Origin of the sequence: Corynebacterium sp. CCUG 71335 (assembly GCF_024454075.1) — a bacterium.
GTDB classification, from domain to species: domain Bacteria; phylum Actinomycetota; class Actinomycetes; order Mycobacteriales; family Mycobacteriaceae; genus Corynebacterium; species Corynebacterium genitalium.
This window is the reverse complement of record NZ_JAGPYY010000002.1, coordinates 213392-229921: the sequence shown is the minus strand read 5'-3', so window position 1 is coordinate 229921 and position 16530 is coordinate 213392. Positions and strand designations below refer to the sequence as shown.

The 16530-nt window shown below is 62.2% G+C and carries 19 protein-coding genes; 11 read left to right on the top strand and 8 right to left on the bottom strand.

Annotated elements, in window-relative coordinates:
• Positions 1–33 precede the first annotated feature (33 nt).
• The 4 genes from KBX19_RS02630 to KBX19_RS02615 all read right to left on the bottom strand — a co-directional run bounded on the left by KBX19_RS02630 (position 34) and on the right by KBX19_RS02615 (position 4076).
• Positions 34–789, bottom strand: coding sequence for an ABC transporter permease (locus tag KBX19_RS02630; protein WP_255997266.1), 756 nt, complete (start codon positions 787–789; stop codon positions 34–36).
• On the bottom strand, positions 782–1495 hold the full coding sequence (locus tag KBX19_RS02625; RefSeq protein ID WP_255997265.1) for a hypothetical protein: 714 nt from the start codon (positions 1493–1495) through the stop codon (positions 782–784). Before KBX19_RS02625 ends, KBX19_RS02630 begins: the two co-directional genes overlap by 8 nt.
• Positions 1496–1539: 44 nt before the next feature.
• Complete coding sequence (locus tag KBX19_RS02620; protein WP_255997264.1) at positions 1540–2466, bottom strand: ABC transporter ATP-binding protein; 927 nt, start codon at positions 2464–2466, stop codon at positions 1540–1542.
• A 116-nt stretch (positions 2467–2582) separates the two neighbouring features.
• Positions 2583–4076 (bottom strand): DUF1846 domain-containing protein, encoded by a 1494-nt coding sequence (locus KBX19_RS02615; RefSeq protein ID WP_255994599.1) that lies wholly within the window; start codon positions 4074–4076, stop codon positions 2583–2585.
• Between the two features lie 87 nt (positions 4077–4163).
• On the opposite strand from KBX19_RS02615, the gene relB reads away from it, so the two are divergent.
• Complete coding sequence (relB, locus tag KBX19_RS02610; protein WP_005287849.1) at positions 4164–4376, top strand: type II toxin-antitoxin system RelB family antitoxin; 213 nt, start codon at positions 4164–4166, stop codon at positions 4374–4376.
• An 8-nt stretch (positions 4377–4384) separates the two neighbouring features.
• Complete coding sequence (locus tag KBX19_RS02605; protein ID WP_005287846.1) at positions 4385–4654, top strand: type II toxin-antitoxin system RelE/ParE family toxin; 270 nt, start codon at positions 4385–4387, stop codon at positions 4652–4654.
• 50 nt (positions 4655–4704) lie between these two features.
• Here KBX19_RS02605 and KBX19_RS02600 read toward each other — a convergent pair whose 3' ends face one another.
• Positions 4705–6921, bottom strand: a complete 2217-nt coding sequence (locus tag KBX19_RS02600; RefSeq protein ID WP_255997262.1) for a malate synthase G — start codon at positions 6919–6921, stop codon at positions 4705–4707.
• A 370-nt stretch (positions 6922–7291) separates the two neighbouring features.
• Here KBX19_RS02600 and aceA point away from each other — a divergent pair, with 370 nt between their 5' ends.
• From aceA to KBX19_RS02570, 6 genes are all read left to right on the top strand, one after another.
• Positions 7292–8584, top strand: a complete 1293-nt coding sequence (aceA, locus tag KBX19_RS02595; protein ID WP_005287840.1) for an isocitrate lyase — start codon at positions 7292–7294, stop codon at positions 8582–8584.
• Positions 8585–8810: 226 nt separating this feature from the next.
• Positions 8811–9314, top strand: a complete 504-nt coding sequence (gene rraA, locus KBX19_RS02590; protein ID WP_255997260.1) for a ribonuclease E activity regulator RraA — start codon at positions 8811–8813, stop codon at positions 9312–9314.
• 10 nt (positions 9315–9324) lie between these two features.
• Positions 9325–10140: an Fpg/Nei family DNA glycosylase gene (locus KBX19_RS02585; protein WP_255997258.1), complete on the top strand. Its 816-nt coding sequence runs from the start codon at positions 9325–9327 to the stop codon at positions 10138–10140.
• A gap of 50 nt (positions 10141–10190) precedes the next feature.
• Positions 10191–10433, top strand: a complete 243-nt coding sequence (locus tag KBX19_RS02580) for a hypothetical protein (RefSeq protein WP_005287833.1) — start codon at positions 10191–10193, stop codon at positions 10431–10433.
• Complete coding sequence (locus KBX19_RS02575) at positions 10430–10867, top strand: type II toxin-antitoxin system VapC family toxin (protein ID WP_255994603.1); 438 nt, start codon at positions 10430–10432, stop codon at positions 10865–10867. Before KBX19_RS02580 ends, KBX19_RS02575 begins: the two co-directional genes overlap by 4 nt.
• Positions 10868–10886: 19 nt before the next feature.
• Positions 10887–12458 (top strand): bifunctional ADP-dependent NAD(P)H-hydrate dehydratase/NAD(P)H-hydrate epimerase, encoded by a 1572-nt coding sequence (locus tag KBX19_RS02570; protein ID WP_255997256.1) that lies wholly within the window; start codon positions 10887–10889, stop codon positions 12456–12458.
• Here the strand turns inward: KBX19_RS02570 and KBX19_RS02565 are convergent.
• Entirely contained in the window at positions 12406–13155 is a 750-nt protein-coding gene (locus tag KBX19_RS02565; RefSeq protein WP_005287821.1) for a TIGR02206 family membrane protein, read from the bottom strand. The genes KBX19_RS02570 and KBX19_RS02565 overlap by 53 nt on opposite strands.
• 113 nt (positions 13156–13268) lie before the next feature.
• Here KBX19_RS02565 and KBX19_RS02560 point away from each other — a divergent pair, with 113 nt between their 5' ends.
• Genes KBX19_RS02560 through KBX19_RS02550 form a run of 3 tightly spaced genes read left to right on the top strand, consistent with a single transcriptional unit; the run spans position 13269 to position 15812 of the window.
• The gene (locus KBX19_RS02560; protein ID WP_255997284.1) at positions 13269–14399 is read left to right on the top strand and encodes an MFS transporter; all 1131 of its coding nucleotides are present in this window, start codon (positions 13269–13271) and stop codon (positions 14397–14399) included.
• 19 nt (positions 14400–14418) lie between these two features.
• Positions 14419–15006: a hypothetical protein gene (locus KBX19_RS02555; RefSeq protein ID WP_255994605.1), complete on the top strand. Its 588-nt coding sequence runs from the start codon at positions 14419–14421 to the stop codon at positions 15004–15006.
• Entirely contained in the window at positions 15003–15812 is an 810-nt protein-coding gene (locus KBX19_RS02550; RefSeq protein WP_255994606.1) for a plasmid pRiA4b ORF-3 family protein, read from the top strand. Before KBX19_RS02555 ends, KBX19_RS02550 begins: the two co-directional genes overlap by 4 nt.
• Here KBX19_RS02550 and KBX19_RS02545 read toward each other — a convergent pair.
• Together KBX19_RS02545 and KBX19_RS02540 are read right to left on the bottom strand one after the other, a co-directional pair.
• Positions 15809–16138 carry a DUF202 domain-containing protein gene (locus KBX19_RS02545; RefSeq protein ID WP_005287809.1) on the bottom strand — a complete coding sequence of 110 codons (330 nt, stop codon included), beginning with the start codon at positions 16136–16138 and terminating at the stop codon, positions 15809–15811. The genes KBX19_RS02550 and KBX19_RS02545 overlap by 4 nt on opposite strands.
• On the bottom strand, positions 16138–16515 hold the full coding sequence (locus KBX19_RS02540; RefSeq protein WP_005287807.1) for a YidH family protein: 378 nt from the start codon (positions 16513–16515) through the stop codon (positions 16138–16140). Before KBX19_RS02540 ends, KBX19_RS02545 begins: the two co-directional genes overlap by 1 nt.
• Positions 16516–16530: the final 15 nt, after the last annotated feature.

The following is a 16530-nucleotide window of genomic DNA, read 5'->3' as shown; positions in this document are numbered from 1 at the left end:
TTCTCGGGCATTGCTGGATCGTAGGGTTCCCGACTAACTCGCGCTGACCAACCGCTTGCGTGTCAACAGGATGAACACCCCTGACCACACTAACGCGATGAGCACCTTCAACAGCACCATCACCGGCATTGAGGTCCCTGCTTCACGCACCAACGCAGTGGAAATGAGCTGGGTGGTCGGAAGCATCGATTCGATCGTGGTGGAGGAGGAGACGGCCACTTGCTCAAAGACCGCCAACGCCATGGAGGTCACGGTGAGCGCTATCCCGGCCGAGATCGTGCTGGCTGTGCCACGTAGGAATGTGCTGACCCACATGTAGAAGCTTCCTACCGCGAACACGCCGAAGGCGGTCGCCGCGGCGTAAACAACGAGGTTGCCGAACTGCGGAATCGAACTGTACCCCTGCCAGAACCCGAACGTGAGAATGACAACGATGTGGATGGCGGCGAGGATGACGCTGATCAGGCCTAGAGCCGCCACTTTTTCCCTCAAGAGTAAGGATGCCCCGCGCGGTTGACTGCGCAACCACTGCACGTTTCCACGTTGGTGCTCAGGGGCCATGACCAGCGCTGCACAGCTGGCGACGAGAATGGGTAGCAAGATGCCGAAGTAGAGCCCGCCAAGGTTGCTCCACACTGAGGTCACCGCAGATGAAGGATCATCCTGCCACATCGTGTCGGGGACCATGTGCTGTCCGAAGATGACGGCGCCGACGAAGAGAAGACCTGTCGCAGCCACGACGATGAGGGCGTTGGGTGATTTCTTGAGTCCGATCAGGCTGTTAGTCATTGTGAACCCTCCTCGGGAAGAACGCGATTGAGACGGCACAGACGATGACCGTGACAGTGCGCACGATGATGGGCAATGCGACGGAGAAAGATACGTCATAAACGCCGTCCTGGTTGATCCTCGCCGGGGTCAATGCGCCTGCGAAAGTGAATGGTGTGAGTGCCGCTGCGTGTTGCGGCAAGAAGTGCCCGGCTGACCCCAGCAATGCCCCGCCGAGCGACAAAGCCAGGACAAGTCCCTGTCCCCGTTTCCTCAACGCGATGTTGAGGAATGCGGGCACGAGGCAGACGATTTCCGCTGCCAGCGCGAAGAGCACGATGACCAAGGAGTTCCCAGGGGGAGTCATCCCTACGGCGTGCCCGGCAACGACCGTGCTCACGGTGATGGCCAGCAGTCCGCTGAACCCCGCGGCCAGGGCCCACAGTGCCTTCGCAAACCCGATTTCCGGCAGCGCGATGCCGAGGCTTTGCGCACGGGACGTCATATTCGTGTTCTTGTCTTCACCGACCAGGATGAGAACGCTCGAGCCGATGAGCAGCGGCAGCATGAGTCCGCCGAGCTGAACCAGGTTGATTATCGCAGCCCGATCGTCCGAACCGGAGTTGAACATGATCGCGACGCCCCACAACCCGAACAGCGCCACAACACCTAATGGCAGCAGCACGCTCGGTTTGCGCCGGTACTTCGACGGTTCCAGACCTGCCATCTGAAACGCCTTGGGGGTGACCCCCACGCTCTTCATCGCAGACATTATTTGCTCCCCACCTCGACATAGTCTTCCTCGGTGATCTCAAGGAAGGAGTCCTCCAACGTCCGCTCATTCACGCTGACCGACGCGATCTGCACACTCTGCCCAACGAGCCAGCTGACTAGCTGAGCAGTCTGGCTACGGCCGTGGTACGGCAAAGAGAAGCGCTCATGCGTGACAGCAGTGAAGGGGATGTTGCCCAGCGATAACACCTCGGTCGTCGCGGCACCGTCCATCGTGTCGAGGAGCAAGGATGGCGTGCCAGAAAGGTCGTGCAGATTGCCTTCGTAGCGCATGCGTCCTTGGTGGATGATCCCCACCGTGTCGGCGAGCTGCTCAATTTCCGAAAGAATGTGGCTGGAAACAACGACAGTCTTTCCGAGCTCTCTGGAGAAATAGCGGATGAGGTTGCGCATTTCCCGGATTCCTTCCGGGTCTAGGCCGTTCGTTGGCTCGTCGAGAAGCAGAAGCTGAGGGTCGCCGACAAGCGCAAGCGCAATGCCGAGCCGCTGCTTCATCCCCAGCGAGTATTCTCCCGCTTTCTTGTTGGCTGCTTGCGAGCTCAGACCAACGAGGTCGAGAAGCTGGGTGTCCTGCGCCGTACTTTCCCGAAGTTTGCTGATGTAGCGGATATTTTCTGCCCCAGTGAGGTTCGGGTAGAAGGAAGGTTCTTCAATCAAACTTCCCACGCGGTCAAGGTACGACGCTGCGCCTGGGTCGATGATCCTGCCTTGAAAAGCAATCTGTCCCGATGCCGGTTTCAGAAGCCCGAGCAGAATCTTCATGACGGTGCTCTTACCAGCACCGTTTCTGCCAAGGAACCCATAGACCTGCCCGTGCGGGACTCTCATGGTCAGATCCTGGATGACTGGCGTATCGCCGTAGGAATAGTTCAAACCCGCTGCTTCCAGCTCGAAGGGCGTACTCATGTCCTGCCACCTGCCTTTTCCTCTCGTCGGATGCGGTTTCCACTTCCGACGATTCCAGCGGTGCAGAGGATGCGACAGAGAAAACGCGAGATTGTCCCCTCAGGGGGACAGGCATGTTAACGCCGGTGGTACAGGGCTTTGCGCCAGTACTCCGGCTCCGTTGTCGCCAGCACACCGAGTGAGCGGAAGATCCCCTCATCCACCGAGCCCAGGATGGTGGTGATGTGGGCATCGCAACCGCGCAGCGACTGCAGCTGCTCCAGCGCGAGCCGGGCGTTGTCGTCTTCCGAGGCGGAAGCGGACAGCGCGATGAGCACCTCGTCAGTGTGCAGGCGAGGGTTGCGCGAGCCAAGGTACGTCGTCTTCAGCGTCTGGATCGGCTCGATCGAGTCGGGGGAGAGCAGGTGCACTTCGTCGTCAATGCCGGCGAGCTTTTTCAGGGCGTTGAGCAGCACGGCTGCCGATGGTCCGAGCAGGTCAGAGGTCTTGCCGGTGACGATGGAACCGTCGGGAAGCTCCAGCGCCGCGCCGGGATTGCCCGTGGTGTCAGCAATCGCGAGCGCCGGGCCGACGACCGGGCGGTCTTCCACAGTCAGCCCTGCCTTGCGCATGACATTCGCGGCGCGCTCCGGCACGTTCTCAGCCACATCACCCCGGCGCGCGTCGACCTGAGCGGCAAGGAAGCGACGGATGATCTCCTGGTTGGCGGCGTACCGGCAGGCGGCGTCGTCGGAGATGCCGTAGCCTGCCATGTTCACGCCCATGTCGGTGGGGGACTGGTACGGCTGCGTCCCCGTCGCCTCGAGCAGCAACGCTTTGAGCAGAGGGAACGCGTCAACATCACGGTTGTAGCTGGAAACCTGCTCACCGTACGCGGCCAGGTGGTACTGGTCGATGACGTTGATGTCGTCGAGGTCGACCGTCGCTGCCTCATAGGCCAGGTTGATCGGGTGCTCGAGCGGCAGATTCCAGATAGGGAATGTCTCGAACTTTGCGTAGCCAGCGGAAATGCCGCGCCTGTTGTCGGCATACACCTGGCTGAGGCAGGTGGCCATCTTGCCAGATCCCGGGCCCGGCGCGGTCATGACCACCACGTCGCGGGTGGTCTCCACGTAGTCGTTGCGGCCGAAGCCCTCCTCCGAGACGATCCGCGAAATGTCATTCGGGTACCCGGGAATCACGCGGTGCAGATTGACCGTCAACCCCAGTTTCTCCAGCTTGTCCCGGAAGGCATCGGCTTGGTCAGGGCCGCTTTCGTACTGGGTGATCACGACGTTGTCCACGAGGAAGTTGCGCTCGCGGAAGCCGTCGATAAGCCTTAAAACCTCGTCCTCGTAGGTGATGCCGATGTCCGCGCGGACCTTCTGCCGGACCAGGTCAGGCGCGGCGACGCAGACGACGATCTCCACTTCGTCCTTGATCGCTTCGAGCATGGCGATCTTGTTGTCCGGGGTGAACCCGGGCAGGACGCGGGAGGCATGGTGGTCGTCGAAAAGCTTGCCGCCCATCTCGAGGTAGAGCTTTCCGCCGATTGCTTCACGACGCTTCGAAATCTGCTCCGACTGCATCGCAATGTACTTGTCGCGGTCGAATCCGACTGTGTACCCCATGTGCCCTCCTTAGCGCCGCACCCTAAAGACAATACATAGAGCCCTGGGGAATCTTGTTCACGCAAGCCGAGTGAATACAATGTATTCATGGCCACGATGACAATCCGCATGAACGCAGAGGACGCCGAGCTGGTCCGCAAGTTCGCGAGCTTCTCCGGCGTCACGATCTCCGATTTCGCCCGCTCCGCCATTCTTGAAAAGATCGAAGATACTTATGACCTGCAGGAACTACGTGAGGCGATCGCCGACGATTCCGGCGAGCGCTTCACCATCGACGACGTGCTCACCGAGCTGCGCTAACGCTTCAAATGTCCTACAAAGTCGAACTCACCGCCAAGGCCCGTAAACAGCTCAAGAAGATGGACCGATTCGACGCCCGAATTCTTGCTACCTGGATCAAAAACAACCTCGACGGCTGCGCTGACCCGCGCGCATTCGGCAAATCATTGACAGCGAACCGCTCCGGGGAATGGCGCTACCGAGTTGGCTCTTACCGGATTCTCGCACTCATTAAGGACGAAACAGTCACCATTGAGGTCTTCACCGTCGGCCACAGAAGCGTGGTCTACGGAGACTAGAACGCCGCCACCGAAACGGTAGCGGCGCTAGCAATCGGATCTAGACCCGATTAATCAACCCCGTGGGCGGCCTTGAACTCGCGGCGCTTCGCGTGCAGGATCGGCTCGGTGTAGCCAGCCGGGGACTCGGTGCCCTTGAAGATCAGGTCCTTCGCGGCCTGGAAGCCGATAGAAGCGTCGTAATCGGCGGCCATCGGCAGGTAGTTGGCGTCCCCGGCGTTCTGCTCGTCGACCTTCTTCGCCATGCGCTCGAGAGACTCCACGACCTGTTCCTCGGTGATGACACCGTGGACCAGCCAGTTCGCAAGGAGCTGGGAAGAAATGCGCAGGGTGGCGCGGTCCTCCATGAGGTCCACGTCGTGGATGTCCGGCACCTTCGAGCAACCGACGCCCTGCTCAACCCAGCGGACCACGTAGCCCAGGATGGACTGGCAGTTGTTGTCCAGCTCCTGCTGCTTCTCCTCGTCGGACCAGGTGTCGCCGCCCGTGTTGACCGGAACGGTAAGCAGGTCAGCGTAGGCGTCGCGGCGGCCAGCGGCGCGCAGCTCGTCCTGCACCTCGTGGACATTGACCTGGTGGTAGTGGGTAGCGTGCAGGGTCGCACCGGTCGGGGAGGGGACCCAAGCGGTGTTGGCACCCTCGCGCGGCTGGCCGATCTTCTTCTCCAGCATCGCGGCCATATGCTCGGTCTCTGCCCACATGCCCTTACCGATCTGTGCGCGGCCCGGCAGGTCATGCGCCAGACCTGCGTCGACGTTGTGGTTCTCGTACGCGAGCTTCCACGGCGCGGTCTGCAGGTCCGCCTTTCGGACCATCGGGCCGGCCTGCATGGAGGTGTGGATCTCATCGCCGGTGCGGTCCAGGAAGCCGGTGTTGATGAACACCAGGCGGTCCGCGGCCTCCATGATGCACGCGTCCAGGTTGACGGAGGTGCGGCGCTCCTCGTCCATGACACCGACCTTGACGGTGTTCTTCGGCAGGTTCAGGATCTCCTCGACGCGGTCGAAGATCTCGTTAGTGAAAGCGACCTCTTCCGGGCCGTGCTGCTTCGGCTTCACCACGTACACAGAACCCGTCCGGGAGTTACCGTGCGCGTTGTCCTTGCGCAGGCCCGGGATAGCGGAGGCAACAGTGATGATGCCGTCGAGCAGGCCCTCCGGGACTTCCTCGCCGTTAAAGAGAATGGCCGGGGTGGTCATCAGGTGGCCCACATTGCGGCACAGCATCATGGCGCGGCCGTGCAGGGTGGCCTCGGAGCCGTCCTTCGCGGTATAGGTCAGGTCGTCTTCCTGCTTGCGCTCGAAGGACTTGTCGCCCTTAGCGACAGTCTCAGAGATGTCGCCGCGGTTGAGACCGAACCAGGTCTGGTAAGCAGCGGCCTTGTCAGCACCGTCAACTGCGGCGGCAGAGTCCTCGAAGTCCATGATGGCGGTCACGGCGGACTCGAGCACGATGTCAGCAACACCAGCGCGGTCGGTCTTGCCCACCGGGTGCTCGCGGTCGAGCTGAATGATGATGTGCAGGCCATTGTGGCGCAGCACGATGCCGGTCGGAGCAGACTGCTCACCCTGGTAGCCGATGTATACCTCCGGCTCCTTCAGGGAGACCTCGTTGCCGTCAGCGGTGATCTTCAGTTCGCCGGACTCGGTGATTTCGTAGGAGTCGACCTCGGCGTGGGATGCGCCCTCGAGCGGCACAGCCTCATCGAGGAAGTTTCGGGACCACTCGATCACGCGGTCGCCGCGAACCGGGTTGTACCCCTTGCCTGGCTCGGCACCACCGTCGGTCGGGATGGCATCGGTGCCGTACAGCGCGTCGTAGAGCGAACCGTAGCGCGCGTTCGCGGCGTTGATGGCAAAGCGAGCATTCGTAATCGGCACCACCAGCTGCGGGCCGGCGACGTTAGCGAACTCGTCGTCGACGTTCTCGGTGCGGATTGCACCGTCAGTCGGCTGGTCGACGATGTAGCCGATGGAACGCAGGAACTCCTCGTGCTCCTTCGGGTCCGGCTGGCCCGGGTTCTCGCGGTAGTAGTCATCCATGGTGGCCTGCAGCTCGTCGCGGCGGGCCAGCAACGCCTTGTTCTTCGGAGCCAGGTCCGCGAAGTACTGCGCGACATCGGCCCAGAACTTCTCCGCGTCCAGGTTCGTTTCGGGCTTGATCTCCGGCAGCAGAGTGTCGTTGACAAAGTCATAGAGCGGGCGGGCCACCTGCAGGCCAGCTACCTCGACGCGCTCCGTGCGGTCCTCGAATTGCGGCGTAGTCATAGGGCAGAGATCCTTTCAGCCAAGTAGACAGAAGATGTATGGCACCAGTCTAGGTTGCCTTAAATTGTTGCGTGCGCATTATGCGAAACATTAAGTGATTGCTGTCACGCTACCCCCGAAATTGTTAGTCAAAAGTCGGACGACTGTCAGGCTGGTCGCGCACGTCGATAAGCAAAAAGCTCTCAAGCTGCGACTTTCCCGTCATCCTGACCCCCGAGCCACGCCGCTAACCAACGCAAACCACGCCCCGTATTGACGGACTAGTGAGCGGATGGTGATACTAGTCGTTGAACGCCAACAGCGTGGCTCACTTCACTTTCGCTGGGTGAGCGGCTTCAAACAACAGATCCCATAGAAAGGGGACAGGTATATGACCACCACAGGACAGGCTCGTACCGCTGAGGAAATCCAGAAGGATTGGGACGAGAACCCCCGCTGGAAGGGCATCACCCGCGACTACACCGCACAGCAGGTTGCTGACCTGCAGGGCAACGTCGTCGAGGAGCAGACCCTCGCTCGCCGCGGTGCTGAGATCCTTTGGGACGGCATCACCAAGGGCGACGGCTCCTACATCCACGCCCTGGGTGCCCTGACCGGTAACCAGGCCGTTCAGCAGGTCCGTGCAGGCCTGCAGGCTGTGTACCTCTCCGGCTGGCAGGTCGCAGGTGACGCCAACCTCTCCGGCAACACCTACCCGGACCAGTCCCTGTACCCGGCTAACTCCGTGCCGAACGTTGTCCGCCGCATTAACAACGCCCTGACCCGCGCTGACCAGATCTCCCGCGTCGAGGGCGACACCTCCGTGGACAACTGGCTCGTCCCGATCGTCGCTGACGGTGAGGCTGGCTTCGGTGGCGCACTGAACGTTTACGAGCTGCAGCGCGCAATGATCCAGGCTGGTGCCGCTGGTACCCACTGGGAGGACCAGCTCGCTTCCGAGAAGAAGTGCGGCCACCTGGGCGGCAAGGTCCTCATCCCGACCCAGCAGCACATCCGCACTCTGTCCTCCGCTCGCTTGGCTGCAGACGTTCTCAACGTCCCGACTGTTGTCATCGGCCGCACCGACGCTGAGGCTGCAACCCTGCTGACCTCCGACGTCGACGAGCGCGACGCGAAGTTCCTCACCGGCGAGCGTTCCGCTGAGGGCTACTACTACGTCCAGAACGGCGTTGAGCCCTGCATCGCGCGCGCAAAGTCCTACGCTCCGTACGCTGACCTGATCTGGATGGAGACCGGCACTCCGGACCTCGAGCTGGCGAAGAAGTTCGCTGACGGTGTCCACGAGGAGTTCCCGGACCAGCTGCTGGCCTACAACTGCTCCCCGTCCTTCAACTGGTCCTCCCACCTGGACGAGGAAGAGATTGCCAAGTTCCAGAAGGAGCTGGGCAAGATGGGCTTCACCTTCCAGTTCATCACCCTGGCTGGCTTCCACGCCCTCAACTACTCCATGTTCGACCTGGCCTACGGCTACGCTCGCGAGGGCATGCCGGCCTTCGTCGACCTGCAGAACCGCGAGTTCCAGGCAGCATCCGACCGCGGCTTCACCGCTGTGAAGCACCAGCGCGAGGTCGGTGCCGGCTACTTCGACCGCGTTGCCACCACCGTCGACCCGAACTCCTCCACCACCGCCCTGAAGGGCTCCACCGAGGAGGGCCAGTTCTAAGCTGAAAGCTTGAACGGACTGAACCCGCACTGCCGCTGCGCAGTGCGGGTTTGTCGTTGCGCGGGCGCGCTGCAAATGATGACAAACTCGGTTTCGATTTACTCACCCAAATCACCTTGACCTGCAAGGACAGTTCCAGACAGAAATCCGGTTTGTCATCTTTTGCAGGATGACACCGCGTAAACTCGTAAACCAGAACCCACCAAACCCGAAGGAGCATCCCGCCATGACTGACTCGAGCATCCAGTTCATTGCCACCGCTGACATCGCCGACATCCACGACAAGGATGTGCGCAGCTGCGACATCCAGTTCCGCAACTTCGGCGGGAGGATCGAGTTCTGCGGTGAGATCCACACGATTTCCTGCTTCCAAGACAACGGCTTGGTCAAGAAGACGCTGAACTCTCCCGGCGAGGGCAAGGTCCTCGTGGTGGACGGTCACGCGTCGATGCACACTGCTCTGATGGGCGACATGATCGCTGAGGCTGGCGTGAACAACGGCTGGGCCGGCGTGATCATCAACGGCCCGATCCGCGACTCCGCGGAGGTGGCCAAGATGGAGTTCGGCTGCAAGGCTCTGGGCACCAACCCGCGTAAGTCCAACAAGGACGGCGTCGGCGAGGAGAACATCGTGCTCCGCCTGGGCGGCATCGACTTCATCCCCGGCCAGTACGTCTACGCGGACTCAGACGGCGTCGTCGTTTCGGAGAACCCGGTGGAGCCCGAGTAAACTCCGCTCAATGCCCGAAGGTCACGTTCTCCACCGTCTCGCCCGCGAACTCAACGCGAATTTCCGCAGCGCCCCGGTGGAGGTGACCAGTCCGCAGGGGCGCTTCACGCAAGCATCGCTTATCGACGGCTCACGTCTCACCCGCGCCACCGCCCACGGCAAGCACCTGTTCATTCACTTCGAGAATGAACAGCAGCCGATCGGACTCGAGCACGTGGTCTACATTCACCTGGGCCTGATCGGCTCGTTGCGTTTCGAGCCCGCCGAGGACAACTGGGGCCAGATCCGTCTCCACATCTCCAACGGTACGATTGCCGCTAACCTGCGCGGACCGCAGTTCTGCAAGCTGCTCACCGACGATGAGGTCGACGCGATCATCGCCCGGTCTGGCTTCGATCCGATTGTGGAGGCGACCCCTCCGGACGCGCTCTACGCGAAAATCCACCGATCGAAGCGCTCCATCGGTTCGCTTTTGATGGACCAGAAGCTCTTCGCCGGTGTGGGCAATATCTACCGCGCGGAGGTGCTCTTCCGGCAAGGCATCGATCCGACGGTCCCCGGGACACTACTGAGCCGCGCTCAGTTCGACGCGATCTGGACCGATCTTGTAGAGCTCATGGCCTACGGTGTCGACAACGGGCGCATCGACACCGTCCGCCCCGACCACACCCCGGAGACCATGGGGCGCGACCCGCGCAAGGACGACCATGGCGGAGAGGTCTACGTCTACCGCCGGGCGGGCGACCCGTGCTACATCTGCGGCACACCGATCGAGATGAAGGTGAGCGAGGGCCGGAAACTCTACTGGTGCCCGGGCTGCCAGTAACTTAGAAACCGGTCTTGAACTGCGTCACCACTGGTGCTAGCGTCGGTTTCATGAGGCTCACGATCCGGCTCGATGAAGAGGTGTACACCGCCGCCCGCGCTATTGCAGCTGAGAAAGGCACCAGCGTGGGTGAAGCGGTCAATGATCTTGCACGCGCCGGATTGCCCCGAAGAGATAGTGCAGTGGACTATATCCCCATGTCGCAGCCGATGGGAATGAAGGTCGAGTGCATCAAAGTTAGTGAGATCTTGGATCTGGAAGATCGCGAAAGACTCGGCCGGCGCGTGCAATGATCATCGACGCAAACGTGCTTATCTACGCGTCTGATGAGAACGCGACGCATTTCGCTGAAGCCTCGTCATGGCTTGATAGTGCTCTGCGCGGCACTGAACGGGTCGGCTTCCCGTGGATTTGCTTGCTGGCGTTTCAAAGGATCACCACGAACCCTGCACTGTTCGCTATGCCGCTCACACCTTCTCGCGCGAGTGACTACATCGAGAACTGGTTGAAACACCCGAACTCCTGGGTGCCCCAACCTGGTCCGCAGCACGCGAGTATCCTGCGCACCCTCACCGTCGACAGTGACGCCCGTGGGACCCTTGTCACCGATGCTCATCTTGCCGCTCTCGCTATCGAGCACGGCACCTCCATCTGCTCTTTCGATAGCGACTTTGCTCGCTTTCAGGGCCTGCGTTGGTTTTCTCCACTCGACGCGCAAGACACGTAACGCACCTACGCTGGGGTGCATGCTGCACGCTTACACAGCCGAACAGATCCGCGCGGCAGAGCGCCCGCTGCTCGACGCGCAACGCGAACCCGACGAACTCATGAAATCGGCGGCCCACGCCGTCTTCCTGGCGGCAGAAACCATGCTGACCTGGCCGGACTTCTTGGAACACTACCGCGAGAACCCCCGCATTTTGCTCTTGGTGGGCAAGGGCGGCAACGGCGGCGACGCTCTCTACGCCGGTGCTGAACTGGCACTTGCCGGCCACACAGTAGATGCATGGCTGGCGTGGGGGAGCGCCCACGAACCTGCCTTGGAGGCCTTCCGCAACGCCGGCGGCACCGTCCTTGATAGTGCCCCGATGCAGGAGCAGAACTACCGCCTCGCCATCGACGGGCTCACTGGCCTCGGTGGCGCGGGCAGCCTGGGCGAGGAAGTCAAGCAGGTGCTCGACCACCTCACCGACTGGTACGCCCACGTGTTGGCGGTCGACGTGCCCTCGGGCATTGACGCGGATACGGGAGAGAAGGGCGAGGTCCACGTCATCGCCGACGCGACAGTCACGTTCGGCGGATGGCGCCGCGCGCACGGTCTCGCCCCGGAGTGCGGCATCCAGCTGCTCGCCCACCCGCACATTCATGACGGCCGCACGATCGCCGATGAACTTCGCGTTTGGGAGAGCGACACCCTCCTCTTCCGCTCCGTGCCGGGTGAGCTCCAGACCCCTGACGCGCTCGATCCGCTCCGCCCCGACAATGAGCCAGATACGGAACCGCGCCCGGGCGATGACAAGTACACCGGCGGTGTCGTCGGTATCCGCGCTGGTAGCGGTACTTATCCCGGCGCGGCGATCCTCGCCACTATTGGCGCTGTCAATGCGACACCGGCGATGGTTCGTTACGCCGGGCCTCAGGCGTTGGAGGTGGTGCGGGCGCTGCCGGAGGTCGTCGTCACGCACAAGCTCGAAGACGCCGGGCGCGTGCAGGCGTGGGTGTTCGGCCCGGGTGTTGGCACAGATTCCGCGGCCAGCAGCGAGCTCGCGCTGCTTCTCGGACGTGAGGAGCCGTTGCTTATCGACGCCGACGGCCTCACCCTCCTGACCCGCGACCCAGAACTACGCGACCTGCTGGAACAGAGAGAGGCAGAAACAGTGCTCACCCCGCACGACGGAGAGTTCGAGCGGCTGCGGGACGCGCTCGGAATCGCACCCGCTGACCGGCTCACCGAGACCAAAGCTCTTGCAACAACGTTGAACTGCGCTGTTGTGCGGAAAGGGCGGAGCACCATCGTCGCCAACCCGGAGCAGGACCACGCCATCGTTGTGGACTGCGGAACGTCGTGGGCGGCCACACCTGGATCAGGTGACGTGCTGGCCGGGCTGATGGGTGCACGGATGGCCCGCGACGGCATGCTCGGCATCTACCAATCGGTCACTGTTCACGCGGTGGCGGCGTGGATCTCGGCGCAGACGGAGTACGGGGCAGGGCCGACGCATGCGTCGACAATTGCGCAGGCAATACCCGCCGCGACTGCGAACCTCAACGTGCTACAAGGAGTTCCCGCCGGTTACCGGGCCAGGCGATGGTCATAAGCGAGAAGACGACCGGTACACCGGGTACGCAAATGAGCAGGTACCACGGCCATGGACCGAACCAGTGCAGCGGGGACCAGCCGCGCGGGTGGCCGGCACTGAAGAAGTAGTTGCCGCCGGTGAGCTTGTTCACCACGCCGGAGACGCCTGCCCACGCCATGGTGATGCCCGAAACCACCCGCCAGTCCTTCCATGACGGCCGGTAGCCCAGCCCGAAGGTGAGCACGACGGGCACGATTGTCGCCGCGAGGTGGAAGTACCAGTAGCCGAGCTCTTGCAGGCGCCAGTTGTCCTGCACGTACGCCATGTCCGGGAAGAAGATGGCCATCGGGTTGAGGAAGAAGCCCCAGTAGTATGACAGCGCTGTTGCTGTCGGGTTTTCGGTCCCCAAGGCCAGCGGCGTGATGTAGCGCAGCAGGTCGGTGACATGGAACGGAGCTGTCTCGTCCCACACGATGCGTGACGGACTGAGCACCCACACGAAGTACGCCGTGGAGATCAGCAGCATGATGGCGGAGGCCACCTTGCGAGAGGCCTTCACCACTGAGCCGGGAAGCTTCTTCACAGCCATGACCAGGATGCCGCAGAGGAAGATGAACAGCACCAGAATCGACAGGTGCTTCCGGTCGTACTGTGTGATCGTGGGGTACGACTGGCCTGTGTGGCGCGACTCCCAGTCTGGCGGCTGAATCGGCATGTTTAACGTTCTACCACCAAGTGTGGGGCTGAAAACATTGAACTGCGAAATTTATGGGAGAGGTTTAGCGTGGCCCTGTGCAACAACAATTTCCCGTGCTTCCGCTGTCGACGATGGGCTTCGCTGCCTTCGTGTACGTCACCTTCGAGATGTTCGCCGTCGGCCTCATCAGCCCGATGGCGGAGGACCTAGGGGTCACCGAGGGCCAAATCGGGCTGCTCATGACTGTGTACGCGGGTCTCGTCGCGGTGGTCACCATTCCGCTCATGGAAATCACCCGCAAACTGGACAGAAAACCAGTGTTCATGGCCACGCTGATCTGTCTGCTCGCCGGCATCGCGCTGCAGGCCACCGCGGCGAACTATTGGATGCTTGTCGCCGGGCGCGTGTGCGCTGCCTTCACGCACGGGTTGTTCTGGTCTCTCGTCAACCCCATGGCGGCCCGGCTCGCACCGAAGGGGATGACCGGCCGCGCGATAGGCGTTGTGTCGCTGGGTTCGACGATGGCACTGGTCATGGGCTCGCCGCTGACCACTCTCGTCGGCGGTGCGATCGGGTGGCGCAACGCTACCTGGCTGCTCGGAGTGCTTGTCGCAGGCTCGTTCGCGGCGCTGCTGTTCTTCCTGCCGTCCATGCCCGCCATCCCGCCCGCAGGCAAAAGCGGGGAAGCCAACCAGAAATCTGCGCTACCTGCCCTCGTGCTCTATTTAACGCTGGTGATCACGGCGCTGTTCTGCTCCTACACCTACCTGGGCCTGTTCGTCGAGCGCACGATCGGCGAGACCTTCGTGGCGCTCGGGCTCGCCGGTTACGGCCTCTTCGGCATCGCCGGTGTTCTTTCTGCGGGCCGCCGCTCCGACCGCCGCATGATCCGCATGAACTTCATCTTCTCGGGTCTCATTGTCGTTGCGGGCATCCTCGGTGCGCTCGCCCTGGGGCTGATCAGTGCTTCCCCCGCCCTCGCCCTCATCCCCGCCCTCCTCGTCGTCGTCTTTCTCGGTACTGCTGGCGGTGGGTTGCCTACTGCAGCGACGACAATCTTCCTCTTTGCGGGGGAGGACAACCAGAACCGCGCATCGTCTATCTACGTGGTCACGTTCCAAGTGGGCATTGCCAGCGGTTCGGCCGTGGGTGCCATCCCAGTGGATGCCGGGTTCTTCCCGGGCACCCTTCTAATCACCGCAGTGCTCGGCGCACTCGCAATGGCTGAACTCAGTTTGCGAGCTCGCCCGATCCTGCGCTAACACAGGTACCCTGAACTGCATGACGAGCATGGAATACGACAACGCCGCCGAGGTCGAGGTGCGCTCCCTGCCGCTTGCCATCGGGCCGTGGCGAGTGTCCCGCCCGGGAAAGACCAACAACCAGACCTTCACCTGGCTTTTTTCAGGCGAGGGTTCGGGGGACAACGGAGCTTTGTTCTCCGGCGCGCAGGACTTCACCCGCCGCGGCATCCAGCTCGCACTAGCACTGCCCGAGGATGAGCGTGCCCCGCGCCGTTTCGACAGCTTCGTCCCTGAACCGTTCACACTACTGAGCTTCTCCGGCAAGTCTGCAGGTGAAGCGCGCGTCTTCGTCGGCTCGCTTTTCGGACAAGACAGCCCCGTCGAGACCGCCTACCCGGCGGTCGGTGCCGAACTGCGCATCTACCCGGGTGCTGAGTTCGTGTTCATGGTCACCCCAGAGTTCGAGCACGCTGTCCTTGCTCTGTCGGACGGCCTTGTACTCGAGAACATTCCTTTGGAACCATCCACGATTGGTTGCACCCAGGACGGCGTGAAGACGCTCCACATCGTCAACGATTCCGATGAATCTGCGCTGGCTATCTTGCTTGGTGGGGATCCCCAATGATTGTCACGCTGTCCATGACGGTACAGGGTTCGCGCCCCGAAATCACGCGCGTCCTGAACGTCGAGGACGCTATTGACCTTTCCGGCATGGCCGCGCTCATTGATGCGGCATTCGGCTTCAGCGGCACGTCCGACCATTTCTTCGCCAGCGAGGACGGTGGCTCCCGCACCCTTTACACCGATGAACCGACCGACGGGGAACTGAGCGAGCACACCCTCACCGTCGCCGACATCGACGGCATGACGTACTTCTATGACCCAGCCGCGACCTGGGCGGTCAGCATCGATGTGCTGGGCACCACCGACGTCGACATGCCCTCGCCCATGCTTGTCGACGCCTTAGGCCCCGACGTCCTCGAAGCCTGCGGCAGCCCGGACATGATGTCGGCCTTCCACACCGAGGCTCTCCGGCTCGCCGCCGGTCTCGAACCGGACCTGAAGGTATCACCCCTGCTCCTGAGCTTCATGCCGGTGATGAGTCCGGAGCGCTTGGTCGAACGTCTCTCGCACGCCCATCACCCGTCCGTCGCTGAGCGCATCGCATACACCGCGGAGAACCTCTTCCTCACCAACGACGATGAGCTCATGGATGACCCCCGCGCCCCTGAGATCATCGAGGGGTTCGATTCCTTCGTGCAGTCCCGCCCTGACCTGCAGCAGATCCTCGACTTAGACCCCAATCCGGAGCGCAACCCCACCCTCATTGCCGCCATGTCGGAGTTCTTCGCCGACCAGGCGAGCGAACTGACGGAAGAGCCAGACGATGGGACCGACACCGACAGCGACGAGCGGGACGAGAAGGACTAAGCCTGTACCACTAGGTGTAGGCCCAGCCCGCCGAGCACAGTCATTCCTAGGGTGATGGTGAGGACGCCGAACACGTTGGCGTCGATACGCTCGTGGCTCAATCCCTCGGCCTCCGCACGATACTCGGCGCGGTTGCGCACGATGATGGCCATAGCCAGGAGGGCGAGCAGCCCCATAGCTCCGAACACGAGCGCGGAATACGGCCGCGACCAGCGTAAAAGGGTGAGCGAGCAGACTGCCATGGCCAACGCCGTGCGGGTCCACGACATCGCTGTGCGTTCGGGTTGGAGCCCTTCGTCTGCGACGGGGATGGGGGAAGGGGCCATCAGAACAGCCCGATCAGCACGACCAAGCTGGCCAACGCGATGCCGACTCCGAGCAGCGGAACCACCGCAGGCGCCGGCAACGGTTTCTTGTGGCGCAGCGCCCGCTCCAAGTGGACCCAACGCACCGCGGAGCCCAGCGCGATGAGCAATCCGACGAGAATGAGCACGATGGCCGCGATCTGGCGCCACTCCTCGTCAATTCCCGGTAGCGCGAAGGCCTCCAGAGCGATACCGCCCGCGAGGAATGCGAGCGCCGTGCGGGTCCAGGCCAGGAATGTTCGCTCGTTGGCCAGCGTGAAGCGCGGATCAGGCTCGTCCCCGTCGGGAAACACGGTGCGCGTGAACCATCCGCGCTGGTCCGGGTTCTTCTCGCTCATGGTGTCCAGTGTAGG